The following is a 16,386-nucleotide window of genomic DNA, read 5'->3' as shown; positions in this document are numbered from 1 at the left end:
ACGGACCGGTGGACGCCGGGGAGAGATGAGGTAGCGATATGAGCACCACGGGCGACGGGACACGGGCAGTACGAGCGGGCCTGCCCGAACCGGAGCAGTACGAGCCCACCCTTCCCGGTCCGGTCTTCGCCGCGCACTTCCATCTGTCCGGCGAGCCGGTCGGCCCCTACACCTACGGCCGGGAGACGAACCCGACCTGGACGCACCTGGAGCGCGCCATCGGCGAGCTGGAGGCGCCGGGGGAGCAGGTCGAGACCACGGTCTTCGCTTCCGGAATGGCCGCGATCTCGTCCGTACTGCTGTCCCAGGCGCGCACGGGCGACACCGTCGTCCTGCCGGACGACGGCTATCAGGCGCTCCCCCTGGTGCGGGAGCAGCTGGAGGCGTACGGCGTCGAGGTGCGGACCGCGCCGACCGGCGGGGACGCCCAGCTGGAACTGCTCGACGGAGCGAAGCTGCTGTGGATCGAGACCCCGTCCAACCCCGGCCTCGACGTCTGCGACGTGCGCAGGCTGGTGGAGGCCGCGCACGCCGCAGGTGTTCTGGTGGCGGTCGACAACACGTTGGCCACCCCTCTCGGCCAGCGTCCCCTCGAACTGGGGGCGGACTTCTCGGTGGCGAGTGACACCAAGGGCATGACCGGGCACGGGGACATCCTGCTGGGCCATGTGAGCTGCCTGGACCCGGAGCTGGCGGCCGGAGTGAGGCGCTGGCGCAAGGTGGTCGGCGCCATTCCCGGCCCCATGGAGGCCTGGCTCGCGCACCGTTCGCTGGCCACGCTGCAGCTGCGGACCGACCGTCAGTGCACGACCGCCCTGACACTGGCCGAGGCTCTGTCCAAGCGGGTGGACGTCACGGGAGTCCGGTATCCGGGGCTGCCCCAGGACCCTTCGTATCCCACCGCGGTCCGGCAGATGCGGCGCTTCGGGTCCGTGGTCTCGTTCGTGCTGGCCGACAAGGACACCGCGGAGCGCTTCCTGGCCGGGCTTCGCCTGGTCGACGACGCGACGAGCTTCGGCGGCGTACGCTCCACCGCCGAGCGACGGGCCCGCTGGGGCGGGGACGCGGTGCCGGAGGGCTTCATCCGGCTCTCGGTCGGTGCCGAGGACCCCGAGGACCTGCTGGCGGACGTGGAGCGGGCGCTGGACGCCGCCGTGCGCTGACCTTTCCTTCCGGTCCCGCCGGCCCCCTTCCGGGTCCGCCGGTTCCCTCCGGGTCCGCCGGTTCCCTCCGGGTCCGCCGGACCTTTCGGAGCCGTCGGTCCTGGCAGGACCGGTCCGGGACGGGCGTCCCCGTCGACCCGACCGGTCCTGCTCCGGACGAGTGGTCCGAGCCTCCCCCCTCGTGACTCGGACCACCCCGGTTCCTGCGCCGAGAACCGCTTGGACAAGGCTAGTTGACTCTGCGTCAGTGTCCAATCACAGTAGCGACAGCAACCTATCGACATATTTATAGTTGGGGCCGTCGTGAGGGACGGTGCGGGACGGCGCCGTGCCGCGAGAGCTGGAGGGGGCGGACCATGGACCTGGCCCTGCTGCGCACATTCGTCACGGTGCACAGGGCCGGATCGTTCACCCGGGCCGCCGCCCTGCTCGGACTGTCCCAGCCGGCCGTCACCTCGCAGATACGAGCGCTGGAGCGTCAGCTGGGCCGCCCGCTCTTCCTGCGCAGGGCCCGTGGGGTGACCCCGACCACCGTCGGCGACGAACTGGCCCACCGGGCCGCACCTCACCTGGACGCCCTGGTCGACATCGTCGAGGTGGAGCTCGACGCGGAGTCGGGGACGCGCACACTGCACCTGGCAGGCCCCCCGGAGTTCACCTCCGTGCGGGCCTTGCCCGCCCTCACCCCGCTGATCTCCCAGGGACTCGCGCTGCGCAGCACCTTCGTCGCGAACTCCGAGGACACCCTGGAAGGACTGGCGGCCGGACATCATGATCTGGCCATCACCACCGCCCGCCCGCGCGGTGGACTGCTGACGTCGACCACACTCTGCGACGAGGAGCACGTCCTGGTCGCCGCGCCGCGCTGGGCAGGGCGCCTGGGTCCCGGCGCGTTGCGTCACAACGGCTCCGTACTCCTGGAGCAGTTGCCGGTGGTCGAGGTACACGAAAGCCTCCCCCTCGTCTCCCGCTACTGGGCGACGGTCTTCGACAGCCGCCCCGCCCCCTCCGCCGCCGTGATCGCGCCGGACCTCCGTGCGGTTCTGGAGTGCGCGGCAGCGGGCGCCGGTCTCGCCGTGCTGCCGCGCTATCTGTGCGAGGACGCGCTGGAGCGGGGGGAGGTCGTGGCACTCCTGGACCCGCCGATTCCACCACTGCGCACGTACTTCCTCATCGCGAGGACCGGCACACTCGGTCTCCCGCACATCGCGCGGGCACACGAGTGGCTGGTGCGCGCCGCCGTGGACTGGTGACCGGTCGGCCGAGAGGAGTTTCAGATCAGGTTTCCCGGGCCACTCTCTTGCCATGACCGAACGTCCAGTGGTCAAGCGCACCGCACGCGCCGTCCTCCTCGACGGCGATGACCTCATCCTGATCAAGCGCACCAAGCCGGGGGTCGACCCGTACTGGCTCACGCCGGGTGGCGGAGTGGAGCCGGAGGACGCCACCGTCGTCGACGCGCTGCACCGCGAGGTCGACGAGGAGCTCGGCGCCAAGATCGTCGATGTCGTGCCCTGTTTCGTGGACACCGTCGAACACATCGCCGGTGGCGGCGTCAAGGGCGTGAAGGTGCAGCACTTCTTCGTCTGCCGACTGGCTTCGATGGACCTGTCGCGTCGCCATGGGCCGGAAATCGACGAACCATGCGGTGAGTACGAGATCGTCCGGGTGCCCTTCAGCCGCATCGGTATCGCGGCCGTACACCTCGTACCCCTGTCGCTCCGGCACTATCTGGACGGCAACATCGAGGGCGTGCGGGCGATGCACGCCCCCGACCTGGGCTGATCCGGGCGGGGGGAGTACGGCGCGGGCGGGGCACTCCCGCGTACGCCGAGGTCAGGAGCGGGGGATGCTCCCGCTGCCGGGTGGCCGCGCACTCCGCGTTCGGCGCCATGTTTCACGTGAAACCACTCAGCGGCCCGGACACTGCGGCATCCACGTCGCCCCCGTAGCGGGATCCGTGAGCCGGCTGGGCCTCACCGTGTGGGGCCCACGGTGCAATCGATCTGTCATCGCACCCACGGTGGCCACCACTACGCATCTCTTCCTCACCGTGACATCGGTACTGAAGCCGTGGGGGCCGACTCAACGGAGCCGACGGCCGCGGCAGGTTCAGAAGTCTGCGCGGCAAGCAGTCGGCCTGGTGTGACAGCGCGCCGCTCGAGAGCACCGGAGAGCACCGCCAGAAGGAGTGCGGCCGCCGCGAGGGCTGCGCCGACCCAGTTGGGCGCGGTGTAACCGAACCCGGCCGCGATCACGATGCCGCCGAGCCACGCCGAGAGCGCGTTTCCGAGATTGAAGGCCCCGATGTTGACAGCCGAGGCCAGGGTGGGCGCGCCGGCCGCCTGGTCGAGAACGCGCTTCTGCAGCGGCGGAACGGTGGCGAAGCCGAGAGCCCCGATGAGGACGATCGTCACCGCGGCGGTGATCTTGTTGTGCGCGGTCAGCGTGAACAGGGCCAGGACCGCGGCCAGCGCACCGAGCGACACGTACAGCATCGGCATCAGATGGCGGTCGGCGAACTTCCCGCCGAGCAGATTCCCGCCGACCATCCCGAGCCCGAAGAGGACCAGCAGCCAGGTGACGGAAGATGTCGCGAAGCCGGCGGTCTCCGTCATCATCGGGGTGATGTAGGTGATCGCCGCGAAGACGCCACCGAAGCCCAGGACCGTCATCGCCATGGCGAGCAGCACCTGCACATTGCGGAACGCGGCCAGCTCGTGGCGGATCCGCACCCCTTGAGGCTTGGGCTGCTCAGGAACGAGCTTCGCCACACCCAGGAGGCCGAGGACACCGAGCCCCGCCACGACGAAGAACGTGACGCGCCAGCCGAGGGTCTGGCCGATGAAGGTCCCCAGCGGGACTCCCACGACGTTGGCGACAGTCAGCCCGGTGAACATCATGGCGATGGCACCGGCCTTCTTCTCCGGGGCGACCAGATCCGCCGCGACAACGGATCCGATACCGAAGAAGGCGCCATGGGCGAGTGAGGCGATCACCCGCCCGGTGAGCATCACGCCGAAGGTCGGGGCGAGTGCGGAGACGACGTTCCCCACGATGAAGAGCCCCATCAGGAGCATCAGCATCCGCTTCCGGGTCACCCGGGTGGCCAGGGCGGTCATCAGCGGAGCACCGAGGACCACACCCAGTGCGTAACCCGTGACCAGGAAACCTGCGGTCGGGATCGAAACCTGGAAGTCCGCCGCGACATCGGGGAGCAGCCCCATGATCACGAACTCGGTGGTACCGATACCGAATGCGCCGATGGCGAGGGCGAGGAGCGCGAGCGGCATGGGAGTGACCTTTCCGAAAGATTGCGTCTGCGCCTTACGAGCGTCCACAATAATTGCAGGCGCTCTTTAATTGCAAGCGCGGGCTATTGCGCCTGTGCCCTATCCTGGAGGGAGCAGCTGAGGGAAGCAGCTCCCGTACGGAGGAGAGACCATGACAGCGACAGACCCCGCACTGACGGCCCTCGCCCAGAGCTGGTGCGCGCTCTCCCTGCTCCACGGGAAGATCGAGGCCCGCATCGAACGGGCCCTGCAGACCCACCACAGCCTCAGCGCGCGCGAGTTCTCCCTGCTCGACGTCCTGAGCCGCCAGCACAGCGGTACCGGCGGGCACCTGCAGATGAAGCAGGTGGCGGACGCCGTGGTGCTGAGCCAGAGCGCCACCACGCGGCTGGTCACCCGGCTCGAGGACCGGGGGCTCCTCACCCGCTATCTCTGCGACACGGACCGGCGGGGGATCTACACCGACGTCACCGAAGCGGGTCTCACGCTGCTGAGCGAGGCGCGGCCGACCAACGACACCGCGCTCCGCGCCGCTCTCGACGAGGCTGCCGAGAACCCGGAGCTCGCCCCGCTGGTCCGGACGGTCGAGGCACTGAAGGTGCCGGCCTGAACCGGCCGGTTTACGTAGTCTGCCGATCATGAGCGATCTCGACATACGTCCTGCGGCACTCGCGGACATCCCCGCCATCGTGGCCATGCTCGCCGACGACCCGCTGGGCGCGAAACGCGAGTCCCCGGGCGACCTCGCGCCGTACCACGCCGCGTTCCGTCGGCTCGCCGACGACCCGAACCAGCATCTGACCGTGGCCGTGCGCCAGGGTCGCGTCGTCGGGACCCTCCAGCTCACGATCGTGCCCGGGCTGTCCCGGCGTGGTGCGACCCGCTCCGTCATCGAGGGCGTCCGCGTCCACGCGGACGAGCGCGGCAGTGGCCTCGGCACCCAGCTCATCCAGTGGGCCGTCGATGAATCCAGGCGTCAGGGCTGCCAGTTGGTTCAGCTGACCTCCGACGCCACCCGTACGGACGCGCACCGTTTCTACGAGCGGCTGGGCTTCACCGCGAGCCATGTGGGCTTCAAACTCACCCTCTGAACCGTAGGGTTGCGGACAGCTCGACAGGCAGGGAGATCACATGCACCGCATCACTGACGAGCAGCGCAGGATCAGGCTCGGCCGGCGGCATCTGCTGGCCCCGTCCGCCCGAGCGACATCCGCCGTCGAGGTGGCGGACGCCGTCGTCGCCCTGCATGCGACCGACGCCGCCACGGTCTTCCTCTCCGTCTGCGCGCGGCTGACCGACCCCGGGGTCGAGGCGGTGGAGCGGGCGCTCTACGAGGACGTCTCACTGGTGCGGCTGCTCTCCATGCGCAACACGCTGTTCACCGTGTCCGCGGCGGCCGCACCCGCCATCGATGCGTCGAGCGCACGGGCCGTGGCCGCCAAGGAGCGCCGGCGGCTCCTCAAGCAGCTGCGGGAGGACGGCCAGGGGCTCGACGAGCGGTGGCTTGCCGAAACCGAGCTCCAGACGCTCGCCGTTCTCACCGCTCGGGGCCATGCCACAGGGAGCGAGCTGTCGGCGGCGGTGCCGGCTCTGCGCACGAAGATCACCGTCTTTCCCGGGACGAGGCAGGAAACGGTGCAGGGAATCGCGACCCGGGTGATCCGGGTGCTGGCCGCCGACGGGCGCATCCGGCGGGACCGGCCGCGCGGTTCATGGACGTCCAGCCAGTTCCGCTGGACTGCGGCCGAGCCATGGCCCTCCTCGGATCCCGCAGAGGCCCGGGCGGAGGTGACCAGGCGCTGGCTCCTCTCCTACGGTCCGGCGACGGAAGGCGATCTGAAGTGGTGGACCGGCTGGGGCGTCCGGGAGACGCGCACGGCCCTGGCCACCGTCGGCGCCGAGGAGGTCATGCTCGACAACGGGGCCATCGGCTGGGTCGCTGCCGGGGATGTCGCCACCGAACCCTCCCCTGAGCCCTGGGTGGCCCTGCTGCCCGGTCTCGACCCGAGTGCGATGGGCTGGGCCGACCGAGGTTTTCACCTGCCCACCGGTCATCGAGCCGCCCTCTTCGACCGTGCCGGCAACATCGGCCCCACGGTGTGGTGGAACGGCGGCATCGTGGGTGGCTGGGCCCAGCGCGCGGACGGCGAGCCGGTGTGGCGCCTGCTGTCCGACGTGGGGCGGGAGGCTTCACAGCTCATCGAGGCAGAGGCGGGCCGGCTGTCGGCGTGGGCGGGGGACGCCCGGGTCACCCCACGCTTCCGTACGCCTCTGGAACGCGAACTGACGGCCTGACCCGCTCGACCAAGGACGTTTCACGTGAAACACCGGCCCGTGCCCCTCAGAGGGCGAGCCCTCGCCAGCCGCCCTCGTCCACCCCACCGGGAATCGCCGCGCTCCGGTCGTACGGCTCCCGGGTGAAGACGAACGATCCCAGGTCGAGATGGTCCACCGTGCCGTCGCCGGCGCGTACGACCTTGAGCGTCTCCCCCGCGTAGTAACCGTTGAGGCCCGTCCAGGTCCCGTCGGGCCGGGCCCGGAACCGGGCCGCGCGACCGGCGCCCCGCAACGGCTGCAACTCGAGGCCCCCGTCCGTCAGCAGCTTCAGGGCGTGGACCTGCGTACCCCAGTACCAGGGCCCCGTCAGCGCCAGCAGCTCATCGTCGACCTCGGGCAGCGGACGCCAGGGCTCCGGGATCCTCGGCTCCGCGTCGGCGACGATCTGCACGAGCTCCGCAGCCACCGCACCGACCAGGGGGCCCGAGGTGGCGTTCGAGAGCACCACGGCCGCCACGTCGTCCTCGACGCTGAACCACAGCGTGGCCAGGAAGCCGGGGAGCGACCCCGAATGGCCGAGGAGTGTACGGCTCCCGCGCCGTACGATCTGAAGCCCGAGGCCGTACGTTCCGGCCCAGTCACCCGCTTCGGGTGGTGCGACTGGAGCGCGCATCTCCGCGACCGAGGACGCACGGAGAACCCGTTCGTCACCCTCGGCCAGGAAAGCCGCGAAGCGGAGCAGATCCGTGGTGGTCGACCAGAGCTGACCGGCCGGCGCCATCAGGCCGAGGTCCTCCGCCGGCTCGGGCAGCATGACATCGGCCCAGGGGTGGACGGCCCAGCCGCCCGCGTGCGGGGCATGCGCCTCCGGGGTCGTACGGTCCATCCCCAGCGGTTCCAGAATCTCGCGGCGCAGCACCTTCGCCCAGGCATCCCCGCGCAGTCTCTCCACGAGCGAGCCGAGCAGCGTGTACCCCGGGTTGGAGTAGTGGTGCCCATGGCCCGCCGGGTGGACGAGCGGCCTCTCGCCGAGCACATCCGCCAACTCCGGGCGCGTGGAGCCCTGGGTCCTCTCCCACCACGGCGCGGGCGTCTCGGCTGCCAGACCTCCGTTGTGGCCCAACAGTTGGAAGACGGTCAGGTGCCCGACGTCCGTGCCCGGCAGGTGCTTCTCCAGGGGGTCGTCCAGATCCAGCAAGCCCTCGTCGCGCAGGCGCATCACCAGCACAGCGGTGAACGTCTTGGTGATGGAACCGATCCGGAACTGCGTATCGCCGTCGGGCTCATGGCCGTCCACACAACTACGGGCACCGCTCCAGGCGATCTTCCCCTCCCTCTGTACGGCGGCGACGAGGGAGGGCGTCCGGCCCTCGGACTGCGCGGTGGCGACACGGTGCAGCAGCGCGCGCCGGGTGCTGGGGAGCAGGGCTTCGGAAGAGGTCATGCCCAAGCATGACCCGAGCCTCGTCAGCCTGACGAACGCTTTTGGCGGCCGACGAGCCGACGCAGGAGCCGTCCAGGGACACCACGAGCGAGCCGTCCGGTCAACGTGTGCGGCGGTACGTCCTGACGAGCACCCCGTTGTCGAAGGCGCGCACGTTCTCCAAGGCGAGTCGGGCGGCCGAGAAGTCGGCACCGAACGTGGTCATTCCCCGGTCCGTGGACCGGGCACGAGCCGTTCTGCCGGGGGCTGATACCGGCCCGGCCGGGGGTCGGCTGTCACTACAGTCCCGTCTCATGACAACGGTCACCACGTGCACGGTCCGCTACCCTGCCGACGGCCTGACGATGATCGGGCACCTCGCGCACCCCGCGGGCGCCGACCGCCGACCCGCGGTCCTCATCGGTCCGGAGGGGACGGGTCTGAACGATTTCCAGCGCCGCCGGGCGGACGCACTCGCCGAACTGGGTTACGTCGCGCTGGCCTTCGACATCCACGGCGGGCGCTGGTTCGCCGATCCGCAGGAGATGCTGGCACGCGTGACCCCTCTGCTCGCCGACCCTGACCGGATGCGGGACATCGGCCACGCGGCACTGGACGTGCTGCGCGCCGAGCCACGGACCGATCCCGACCGGATCGCAGCGGTCGGCTACGGCACCGGGGGCGCGATCGCGCTGGAACTCGGACGTGACGGCGTGGACCTGCGCGCGATCGGAACGGTCAACGCGACCACCACGGGCCGGCCGGGCGAGGCAGCGCGTATCCGTTGCCCCGTATGGGCGGGGGTCGGGTCGGAGGACCCGATCATGCCCGCGCGGCAACGGGACGCCTTCGCCGCCGAGATGCAGGCCGCGGGCGTCGACTGGCGCCTCGTGGTCTACGGCGGGGCCCTGCACGCCTTCCACCATCCCCCGGTGGACCAGACCGTGCTCCCTGGCGTCGGCTACCACCCGCAGCACACCCAGCGAGCCTGGCGCGACATCATCGGCCTGCTCGCCGAATGCCTGCCCCTGACGGACTGAGCTGGAGCGTCCGGGCCTGACCATGTCCGCGAAGCCGGTGCGTCAGGTCTGGGCCATGTCCGCGAAGCCGGTGCGTCAGGTCTGGGCCATGTCCGCGAAGCCGGTGCGTCAGGTCTGGGCCATGTCCACGAAGCGGGAGTAGTGCCCCTGGAACGCCACGGTGATCGTCGCCGTCGGGCCGTTACGGTGCTTCGCCACGATCAGGTCCGCCTCACCCGCTCGCGGCGACTCCTTCTCGTACGCGTCCTCGCGGTGGAGCAGGATCACCATGTCGGCGTCCTGCTCGATGGAGCCCGACTCACGCAGGTCGGAGACCATCGGCTTCTTGTCCGTGCGCTGTTCGGGTCCACGGTTCAGCTGGGACAGGGCGATGACGGGAAGCTCCAGCTCCTTGGCGAGGAGCTTGAGGTTTCGGGACATGTCCGAGACCTCCTGCTGACGGCTCTCCGCCCGTTTGGCGCCGCCGGACTGCATCAGCTGCAGATAGTCGATGACCACGAGCTTCAGGTCGTTGCGCTGCTTGAGGCGACGGCACTTCGCACGGATCTCCATCATCGAGAGGTTCGGCGAATCGTCGATGTAGAGCGGCGCGGCCGACACGTCCGGCATTCGACGGGCGAGCCGCGTCCAGTCCTCGTCGGTCATCGTCCCGGAACGCATGTGGTGGAGCGCCACCCGGGCCTCGGCGGACAGCAGACGCATCGCGATCTCGTTGCGCCCCATCTCAAGTGAGAAGATCACGCTCGGCAGGTTGCTCTTGATCGAGCAGGCCCGGGCGAAGTCCAGTGCGAGGGTGGACTTACCCATTGCGGGGCGGGCAGCGATGACGATCATCTGACCGGGGTGCAGGCCGTTGGTCAGGGCGTCGAGATCGGTGAATCCGGTCGGAACACCTGTCATCTCGCCGCTGCGGGAGCCGATGGCCTCGATCTCGTCGAGGGCACCCTCCATGATGTCGCCGAGCGGCAGGTAGTCCTCGCTGGTGCGCTGCTCCGTGACGGCGTAGATCTCGGCCTGCGCGGAGTTGACGATCTCGTCGACGTCGCCGTCGGCCGCGTATCCCATCTGGGTGATCTTCGTGCCGGCCTCGACGAGACGCCGGAGAACGGCCCGCTCGTGGACGATCTCCGCGTAGTACGACGCGTTGGCCGCGGTCGGCACGGACTGGACCAGCGTGTGCAGATACGGCGCTCCGCCGACCTTGGTGATCTCACCGCGCTTGACCAGTTCTGCCGCCACCGTGATCGGGTCGGCCGGCTCCCCCTTGGCGTAGAGGTCGAGGATGGCCGTATAGACGGTCTCGTGGGCCGGCCGGTAGAAGTCATGACCCTTGATGATCTCCACGACGTCCGCGATGGCGTCCTTGGAGAGCAGCATGCCCCCGAGGACGGACTGCTCGGCGTCCAGATCCTGGGGAGGTACCCGCTCGAAGCCGGACGACCCGCCGTCCCAGCCGCTCTCCCGGCCCCGCTCATGCTGCTCGTCGCGCCCCTTGCCCTCGCCGCGGCGCTGACGGGAAACGGGCAGACGGTCACTGGGACCGACATCGGCCCAGGGGTCGTCCAAAGGCTCGGGAATGCTCACCGGGCCACCTCCTCCCGTCCGCTTCGCGGACCTAACCGTGCCACTCTTTCTTACGGCACGGCACCGACAAACAAGACGCCCGACTCCGGTTCCGGCGCGTCAAGTTCTGCGGATTTCCATGCCGGAACGGAGTGCGGGCGCCGCACCACGGTAGGCCGGTCCGCACCGTCAGCCAATCTGGTTATCCACAGGGCATGTGGATGACGGACCAGATGCTGTGGAGAACTCGTCCGATCCTGTGCACGGACCGGGGGACAGCACTGTGGACAAACTCATAACCACCCACCAAAGATCCCTCTGACCTGCTGTTTCTCAATCCACCGGCTGTGGGGGAGAAAAACTTTTCCCCTCAGATCGAGATCACCGGAAACGGTCTTCCGGTGAGCCAGGGAACCCAGGCCAGGTAAGGGCCCCAACCGCATTGCATCTCTTACCTGTGGAAGATTAGATTTAGCCCATGACCCAGGCGCACACGGCACAGCCACCCTCCCGCCGTCGGCATGACCGCGAGATCGTCGCACTCGCCGTCCCGGCCTTCGGCGCGCTCGTTGCCGAGCCCCTCTTCGTCATGGTCGACAGCGCCATCGTCGGACATCTGGGAACCCCGCAACTGGCCGGCCTGGCGGTCGCCGCCGCCCTGCTGACAACCGCGGTGAGCGTCTTCGTCTTCCTCGCCTACGCCACCACAGCCGCGGTCGCCCGCCAGGTCGGTGCAGGGGATCTGGCGTCCGCCATTCGTCAGGGCATGGACGGCATCTGGCTGGCCCTGCTGATCGGTGCCGCCGTTGTCGCCGTCACCCTCCCGCTGGCACCGTGGCTGGTCGACATCTTCGGAGCGTCCGACACCGCGTCCCCGTACGCCACCACGTATCTGCGGATCTCCAGCCTCGGTATCCCCGCCATGCTGGTGGTGCTCGCGGCGACGGGTGTCCTGCGCGGACTGCAGGACACCCGGACACCGCTCTACGTCGCCATCGGCGGGTTCGCCGCCAATGGCGCCCTCAATGCCGGTCTCGTCTACGGGGCCGGGCTGGGAATCGCAGGATCCGCATGGGGCACCGTCATCGCCCAGGTGGGCATGGCGCTCGTCTACTTGGTCGTCGTGGTCCGTGGGGCCCGTCGACATGGGGCGTCGCTACGACCTGATGCGGCGGGCATCCGAGCGAGCGCTCAGGCAGGCGTGCCTCTTCTGATCCGTACGCTCTCCCTGCGAGCGGTCCTGATGATCGCGACCGCCGTCGCCGCCCGTCTCGGCGACACGGATATCGCCGCGCACCAGATCATCCTGTCGCTCTGGAGTCTTACGGCCTTCGCACTCGACGCCATCGCCATCGCAGGGCAGGCCATCATCGGCCGCTATCTAGGGGCGGACGATGCCAAGGGTGCCCGCGAGGCCTGCCGCCGGATGGTCCAGTGGGGGATCGGCTCGGGGGTGGTTCTCGGGGTGGTCATCGTGCTCGCCCGGCCACTTTTCGTCCCCCTTTTCACCGGCGACACGTCCGTACAGGACACCCTGTTGCCGGCACTGCTCGTCGTGGCTCTCTCCCAGCCGATCTGCGGGGTGGTCTTCGTTCTCGACGGCGTACTGATGGGCGCGGGCGACGGCCGTTATCTCGCCTGGGCGATGGTTCTGACGCTGGCCGTCTTCGCTCCGGCCGCCCTCCTCGTCCCCAGCTTCGGAGGTGGCCTCACCGCCCTTTGGGGGGCGATGACGCTGATGATGACCGTCCGGCTGGTGACGCTGTGGATGCGTATGCGGTCCGGTCGCTGGATCGTGACCGGAGCCACGCGCTGAACCGCGTGACCTGAACAGGAGCCGGGTTGTGCCGTTTCACGTGAAACCGCTCCTTCACGTGACACCGCAGCCCGGTTTCACGTGAAACGACGAAGGGCCGCACCCGGGGGTGCGGCCCTTCACCTAGCTCTGCTGAGCTGTGCCCTTAGGCAGCAACGACCTCGATACCGAGCTTCGCGGCAACCTCGGGGTGCAGACGGACGGACACCTGGTGTCCGCCGAGCGTCTTGATCGGCGAGCCGAGCTCGACGCGACGCTTGTCGACGTCCGGACCACCGGCGGACTTGATCGCCGAGGCGATGTCAGCCGGGGTGACGGAACCGAAGAGGCGGCCGGCGTCGCCGGAGCGAACAGCCAGACGGACCTTCACGGCCTCGAGCTTGGCCTTGATCTCGTTGGCCTGCTCGATCGTCGCGATCTCGTGAATCTTGCGGGCGCGGCGGATCTGCGCCACGTCCTTCTCGCCACCCTTGGTCCAGCGAATGGCAAAGCCACGCGGAACCAGGTAGTTACGGGCGTACCCGTCCTTGACGTCCACGACGTCGCCGGCGGCACCGAGGCCAGTGACCTCGTGGGTGAGGATGATCTTCATGATTCGGTCACCCTTCCCTTATCGCGCGGTGGACGTGTAGGGCAGCAGCGCCATCTCACGGCTGTTCTTGACTGCCGTGGCGACGTCACGCTGGTGCTGCGTGCAGTTGCCGGTGACGCGGCGGGCACGGATCTTGCCACGGTCGGAAATGAACTTCCGCAGCATGTTCGTGTCCTTGTAGTCCACGTACTGGGTCTTGTCCTTGCAGAACGCGCAGACCTTCTTCTTAGGCTTGCGCACAGGCGGCTTCGCCATGGTGTTTCTCCTGTGTGATCAAGAAGTGGGGGTACGAGCAGCCCTAGAAGGGCGGCTCGTCCGAGTAGCCGCCGCCGGAACCGCCGGAGCCGCCGGAGCTTCCGCCCCAGCCGCCCCCGCCGCCCTGCTGGCCCCCGCCCTGCTGGCCGCCGGCCGGCGCATTGGTGGCCCACGGGTCGTCGGCGGGAGCACCGCCGCCGCCCTGCTGGCCACCGCCACCGGGACCGCCGCCCCAGTTGCCGCCACCCTGCTGGCCGCCGCCGTATCCACCCTGGCCGCCGCCCTGGCCACCGCGACCTGTGGTCTTGGTGACCTTGGCCGTTGCGCTCTTCAGGCTGGGGCCGACTTCCTCGACATCCAGCTCGTAGACCGTGCGCTTGACGCCCTCACGGTCCTCGTAGGACCGCTGCTTCAGCCGGCCCTGCACGACGACGCGCATGCCTCGCGTAAGCGACTCCGCGACGTTCTCCGCCGCCTGACGCCAGACCGAGCAGGTGAGGAACAGGCCTTCGCCGTCCTTCCACTCATTGGTCTGACGGTCGAAGATGCGGGGAGTGGACGCGACACGGAACTTCGCGACCGCCGCACCGGACGGGGTGAAGCGCAGCTCGGGGTCGTCGACGAGATTGCCGACGACCGTGATGACGGTCTCGCCTGCCATGGGTGAACCTCTCGGCGGGGATTGCTTCTGGCTGCTTGCTACTCGAACCCGATGACCGCTGAGCTAGATGCTCAGTGGGTCTCGGGACGGAGGACCTTGGTCCGGAGGACCGACTCGTTCAGGTTCATCTGTCGGTCGAGCTCCTTGACGACCGCAGGCTCGGCCTGCAGGTCGATGACCGAGTAGATGCCCTCAGGCTTCTTCTTGATCTCGTAAGAGAGACGACGACGGCCCCAGGTGTCGACCTTCTCGACCTTTCCGTTGCCCTCACGGACGACGGAGAGGAAGTTCTCGATCAACGGGGAGACTGCGCGCTCCTCGAGATCGGGGTCGAGGATGACCATCACCTCGTAGTGACGCATGTGGAACCCACCTCCTTTGGACTCAGCGGCCACGGTCGTTCCGTGGCAGGAGGGTCGTGATGCGTAAGCATCAGTGTCTCCGAGTAAAACAGCCGCCACTGACAACGCCCGTCTTCGGAGTCGAGGGGAGCTGCAGTGCTGGCTCAAGGCAGACACCGGTGCAGACCGTACAGACTACCCGCAGACCGGCTTCCGGTTGAAATCCGGTGTTCAGGGCGCACAATCGAGACAGATGCGGTGTGAGAGGCGCTACATCGCACCGCCCTTCCCGCCAGGAGGTGCTCCATGGCACAGACAGTCCGACCCGCCGGCAGCCGGCCCGCACCCAGCCGGGTGGCCAATGCCCGGCCGGCCACCGGGTCCCTCTTCGCCACGGACGGCAAGCCGCACCCGCTCCAGGAAACACTGATGGTGGTGACCGGGGTCCTCGGCGTCCTCGCGTTCGTGACGGCGATGTTCCACAGCCTGCACCTGCTCAGCTCGTGGGCAGGGCTGATCGGCATCCTGACCGGCGCTTACGGTCAGTACATCTCCAGGACCACCTGGCAGCGGTTCGCCTTCATCCTGGGCATGGGCTCATCCGGAGTCGGTTTCCTCCTGGGCATGGCGCACGGCGGCCTCTTCGGCGGCGTCATCACCTGACCGGCATATCCGGGGCCGACCGCCCCGCGGGGCGTGCGGCCCGGCAATCCCGCGCGGGTGGCGCCCGGTGCGGTCCTGACGGGCCGGACCGGGCGCCCCTCGGTCACAGTAGGCTTCGGCGCGAGAGCCGGAGCCCCTGACCGATGGGGACACACCTGCCGAGGAGCGCCCCGCATGAGCCTGACCCTGAGGACCATCAGCCGAGAACAGCATCTGGCGTACATCCAGAATCTGCCCTCGGCCAGTCACTGCCAGGTCCCGGCGTGGGCTGACGTGAAAACCGAATGGCGCTCGGAGAACCTGGGCTGGTTCGACAAGAACGGCGAGATGGTCGGTGCCGGGCTGGTGCTCTACCGCCAGCTGCCCAAGATCAAGCGCTACCTCGCGTACCTCCCCGAGGGCCCGGTCATCAACTGGTACGCCCCGAATCTGGACGAGTGGCTCCAGCCGATGCTCGCCCACCTCAAGCAGCAGGGTGCCTTCTCGGTCAAGATGGGCCCTCCCGTGGTCATCCGCCGCTGGGACTCGGCCGCCATCAAGTCCGGCATCCAGGATCCCGACGTGAAGCGGCTGCGCGACGTCGAGGCCAGCCACATCGAGCCGCGCGCCTTCGAGGTCTCGGACCGGCTGCGCAAGATGGGGTGGCAGCAGGGCGAGGACGGCGGCGCCGGCTTCGGTGACGTCCAGCCCCGCTACGTCTTCCAGGTGCCGCTGGCCAACCGCTCCCTCGAGGACGTGCTCAAGGGCTTCAACCAGCTTTGGCGGCGCAACATCAAGAAGGCCGACAAGGCCGGCGTCGAAGTGGTCCAGGGCGGCTACGAGGACCTCGCCGAATGGCAGCGGCTGTACGAGATCACCGCCGTGCGCGACCACTTCCGGCCGCGCCCGCTCTCGTACTTCCAGCGCATGTGGTCGGTGCTCAACTCCGAGGACCCCAACCGCATGCGGCTCTACTTCGCCCGGCACAACGGCGTGAACCTGTCGGCTGCCACGATGCTCGTCGTCGGCGGGCACGTCTGGTACTCCTACGGCGCCTCGGACAACATCGGCCGCGAGGTCCGCCCCTCCAACGCCATGCAGTGGCGCATGCTCCGCGACTCGTACGCGATGGGCGCGACCGTCTACGACCTGCGCGGCATCAGCGACTCGCTGGACGAGACCGACCACCTCTTCGGCCTGATCCAGTTCAAGGTCGGCACGGGCGGGGAAGCCGTCGAATACGTCGGCGAGTGGGACTTCCCCCTCAACAAGCTGCTGCACAAGGCGCTCGATATGTACATGTCGCGCCGCTGAGCGCAT

At 68.9% G+C, this 16,386-nt stretch carries 17 protein-coding genes; 10 read left to right on the top strand and 7 right to left on the bottom strand.

Features of this window, described 5'->3' with window-relative positions:
• Positions 1 to 38: 38 nt before the first annotated feature.
• The 3 genes from AB0P41_RS08935 (at position 39) to AB0P41_RS08925 (ending at position 2,948) form a co-directional block, all read left to right on the top strand.
• A complete protein-coding gene (locus AB0P41_RS08935) occupies positions 39 to 1,163 on the top strand; it encodes a cystathionine gamma-lyase (RefSeq protein ID WP_356709010.1) in 1,125 nt (374 codons plus the stop codon).
• Positions 1,164 to 1,519: 356 nt separating this feature from the next.
• Positions 1,520 to 2,416, top strand: coding sequence for a LysR family transcriptional regulator (locus AB0P41_RS08930; protein ID WP_356709012.1), 897 nt, complete (start codon positions 1,520 to 1,522; stop codon positions 2,414 to 2,416).
• Positions 2,417 to 2,468: 52 nt separating this feature from the next.
• The gene (locus AB0P41_RS08925) at positions 2,469 to 2,948 is read left to right on the top strand and encodes an NUDIX hydrolase (protein ID WP_356709014.1); all 480 of its coding nucleotides are present in this window, start codon (positions 2,469 to 2,471) and stop codon (positions 2,946 to 2,948) included.
• Between the two features lie 263 nt (positions 2,949 to 3,211).
• On the opposite strand, the gene AB0P41_RS08920 is transcribed toward AB0P41_RS08925, so the two are convergent.
• A complete protein-coding gene (locus AB0P41_RS08920) occupies positions 3,212 to 4,456 on the bottom strand; it encodes an MFS transporter (protein ID WP_365931020.1) in 1,245 nt (414 codons plus the stop codon).
• 151 nt (positions 4,457 to 4,607) lie between these two features.
• On the opposite strand from AB0P41_RS08920, the gene AB0P41_RS08915 reads away from it, so the two are divergent.
• From AB0P41_RS08915 to AB0P41_RS08905, 3 genes are read left to right on the top strand one after another with little or no spacing between them, the layout of a single operon-like run.
• The gene (locus AB0P41_RS08915) at positions 4,608 to 5,066 is read left to right on the top strand and encodes a MarR family transcriptional regulator (protein WP_356709018.1); all 459 of its coding nucleotides are present in this window, start codon (positions 4,608 to 4,610) and stop codon (positions 5,064 to 5,066) included.
• A gap of 28 nt (positions 5,067 to 5,094) precedes the next feature.
• Positions 5,095 to 5,547 (top strand): GNAT family N-acetyltransferase, encoded by a 453-nt coding sequence (locus AB0P41_RS08910; protein ID WP_356709020.1) that lies wholly within the window; start codon positions 5,095 to 5,097, stop codon positions 5,545 to 5,547.
• Between the two features lie 40 nt (positions 5,548 to 5,587).
• Positions 5,588 to 6,751, top strand: coding sequence for a winged helix DNA-binding domain-containing protein (locus tag AB0P41_RS08905; protein WP_365931018.1), 1,164 nt, complete (start codon positions 5,588 to 5,590; stop codon positions 6,749 to 6,751).
• 46 nt (positions 6,752 to 6,797) lie between these two features.
• Here the strand turns inward: AB0P41_RS08905 and AB0P41_RS08900 are convergent, their stop codons facing one another.
• Positions 6,798 to 8,177, bottom strand: a complete 1,380-nt coding sequence (locus AB0P41_RS08900; protein ID WP_365931016.1) for a serine hydrolase domain-containing protein — start codon at positions 8,175 to 8,177, stop codon at positions 6,798 to 6,800.
• Between the two features lie 293 nt (positions 8,178 to 8,470).
• Here AB0P41_RS08900 and AB0P41_RS08895 point away from each other — a divergent pair, with 293 nt between their 5' ends.
• The gene (locus AB0P41_RS08895; RefSeq protein ID WP_365931014.1) at positions 8,471 to 9,196 is read left to right on the top strand and encodes a dienelactone hydrolase family protein; all 726 of its coding nucleotides are present in this window, start codon (positions 8,471 to 8,473) and stop codon (positions 9,194 to 9,196) included.
• Between the two features lie 108 nt (positions 9,197 to 9,304).
• Here the strand turns inward: AB0P41_RS08895 and dnaB are convergent, their stop codons facing one another.
• Positions 9,305 to 10,762, bottom strand: a complete 1,458-nt coding sequence (gene dnaB, locus AB0P41_RS08890) for a replicative DNA helicase (protein ID WP_356709443.1) — start codon at positions 10,760 to 10,762, stop codon at positions 9,305 to 9,307.
• 475 nt (positions 10,763 to 11,237) lie between these two features.
• Between dnaB and AB0P41_RS08885 the strand changes: the two genes are divergently transcribed.
• The gene (locus AB0P41_RS08885; protein ID WP_365931011.1) at positions 11,238 to 12,575 is read left to right on the top strand and encodes an MATE family efflux transporter; all 1,338 of its coding nucleotides are present in this window, start codon (positions 11,238 to 11,240) and stop codon (positions 12,573 to 12,575) included.
• Positions 12,576 to 12,720: 145 nt separating this feature from the next.
• Here the strand turns inward: AB0P41_RS08885 and rplI are convergent, their stop codons facing one another.
• From rplI to rpsF, 4 genes are all read right to left on the bottom strand, one after another.
• Positions 12,721 to 13,167, bottom strand: a complete 447-nt coding sequence (gene rplI / locus AB0P41_RS08880; RefSeq protein ID WP_014155197.1) for a 50S ribosomal protein L9 — start codon at positions 13,165 to 13,167, stop codon at positions 12,721 to 12,723.
• 18 nt (positions 13,168 to 13,185) lie between these two features.
• Positions 13,186 to 13,422, bottom strand: coding sequence for a 30S ribosomal protein S18 (gene rpsR / locus AB0P41_RS08875; RefSeq protein ID WP_003967857.1), 237 nt, complete (start codon positions 13,420 to 13,422; stop codon positions 13,186 to 13,188).
• A 43-nt stretch (positions 13,423 to 13,465) separates the two neighbouring features.
• Entirely contained in the window at positions 13,466 to 14,083 is a 618-nt protein-coding gene (locus AB0P41_RS08870; RefSeq protein ID WP_356709032.1) for a single-stranded DNA-binding protein, read from the bottom strand.
• Positions 14,084 to 14,154: 71 nt separating this feature from the next.
• Positions 14,155 to 14,445 carry a 30S ribosomal protein S6 gene (gene rpsF / locus AB0P41_RS08865; protein WP_006604399.1) on the bottom strand — a complete coding sequence of 97 codons (291 nt, stop codon included), beginning with the start codon at positions 14,443 to 14,445 and terminating at the stop codon, positions 14,155 to 14,157.
• A 285-nt stretch (positions 14,446 to 14,730) separates the two neighbouring features.
• Between rpsF and AB0P41_RS08860 the strand changes: the two genes are divergently transcribed.
• Together AB0P41_RS08860 and AB0P41_RS08855 are read left to right on the top strand one after the other, a co-directional pair.
• A complete protein-coding gene (locus AB0P41_RS08860) occupies positions 14,731 to 15,087 on the top strand; it encodes a hypothetical protein (RefSeq protein ID WP_356709034.1) in 357 nt (118 codons plus the stop codon).
• A 174-nt stretch (positions 15,088 to 15,261) separates the two neighbouring features.
• Positions 15,262 to 16,380, top strand: coding sequence for a peptidoglycan bridge formation glycyltransferase FemA/FemB family protein (locus AB0P41_RS08855; RefSeq protein ID WP_356709036.1), 1,119 nt, complete (start codon positions 15,262 to 15,264; stop codon positions 16,378 to 16,380).
• The last annotated feature ends 6 nt before the right edge of the window (positions 16,381 to 16,386 follow it).

It is taken from the genome of Streptomyces sp. NPDC079167, assembly GCF_040686735.1.
Taxonomy (GTDB): domain Bacteria; phylum Actinomycetota; class Actinomycetes; order Streptomycetales; family Streptomycetaceae; genus Streptomyces.
This window is presented reverse-complemented; position numbering and strand designations above follow the sequence as displayed.

Bases quoted from the DNA above. Each gene is read 5' to 3' on its own strand.
- AB0P41_RS08935 (WP_356709010.1), top strand. From the start codon at position 39: ATGAGCACCACGGGCGACGGGACACGGGCAGTACGAGCGGGCCTGCCC.
- AB0P41_RS08930 (WP_356709012.1), top strand. From the start codon at position 1,520: ATGGACCTGGCCCTGCTGCGCACATTCGTCACGGTGCACAGGGCCGGA.
- AB0P41_RS08925 (WP_356709014.1), top strand. From the start codon at position 2,469: ATGACCGAACGTCCAGTGGTCAAGCGCACCGCACGCGCCGTCCTCCTC.
- AB0P41_RS08920 (WP_365931020.1), bottom strand. From the start codon at position 4,456: ATGCCGCTCGCGCTCCTCGCCCTCGCCATCGGCGCATTCGGTATCGGT.
- AB0P41_RS08915 (WP_356709018.1), top strand. From the start codon at position 4,608: ATGACAGCGACAGACCCCGCACTGACGGCCCTCGCCCAGAGCTGGTGC.
- AB0P41_RS08910 (WP_356709020.1), top strand. From the start codon at position 5,095: ATGAGCGATCTCGACATACGTCCTGCGGCACTCGCGGACATCCCCGCC.
- AB0P41_RS08905 (WP_365931018.1), top strand. From the start codon at position 5,588: ATGCACCGCATCACTGACGAGCAGCGCAGGATCAGGCTCGGCCGGCGG.
- AB0P41_RS08900 (WP_365931016.1), bottom strand. From the start codon at position 8,177: ATGACCTCTTCCGAAGCCCTGCTCCCCAGCACCCGGCGCGCGCTGCTG.
- AB0P41_RS08895 (WP_365931014.1), top strand. From the start codon at position 8,471: ATGACAACGGTCACCACGTGCACGGTCCGCTACCCTGCCGACGGCCTG.
- AB0P41_RS08885 (WP_365931011.1), top strand. From the start codon at position 11,238: ATGACCCAGGCGCACACGGCACAGCCACCCTCCCGCCGTCGGCATGAC.
- rplI (WP_014155197.1), bottom strand. From the start codon at position 13,167: ATGAAGATCATCCTCACCCACGAGGTCACTGGCCTCGGTGCCGCCGGC.
- rpsR (WP_003967857.1), bottom strand. From the start codon at position 13,422: ATGGCGAAGCCGCCTGTGCGCAAGCCTAAGAAGAAGGTCTGCGCGTTC.
- AB0P41_RS08870 (WP_356709032.1), bottom strand. From the start codon at position 14,083: ATGGCAGGCGAGACCGTCATCACGGTCGTCGGCAATCTCGTCGACGAC.
- rpsF (WP_006604399.1), bottom strand. From the start codon at position 14,445: ATGCGTCACTACGAGGTGATGGTCATCCTCGACCCCGATCTCGAGGAG.
- AB0P41_RS08860 (WP_356709034.1), top strand. From the start codon at position 14,731: ATGGCACAGACAGTCCGACCCGCCGGCAGCCGGCCCGCACCCAGCCGG.
- AB0P41_RS08855 (WP_356709036.1), top strand. From the start codon at position 15,262: ATGAGCCTGACCCTGAGGACCATCAGCCGAGAACAGCATCTGGCGTAC.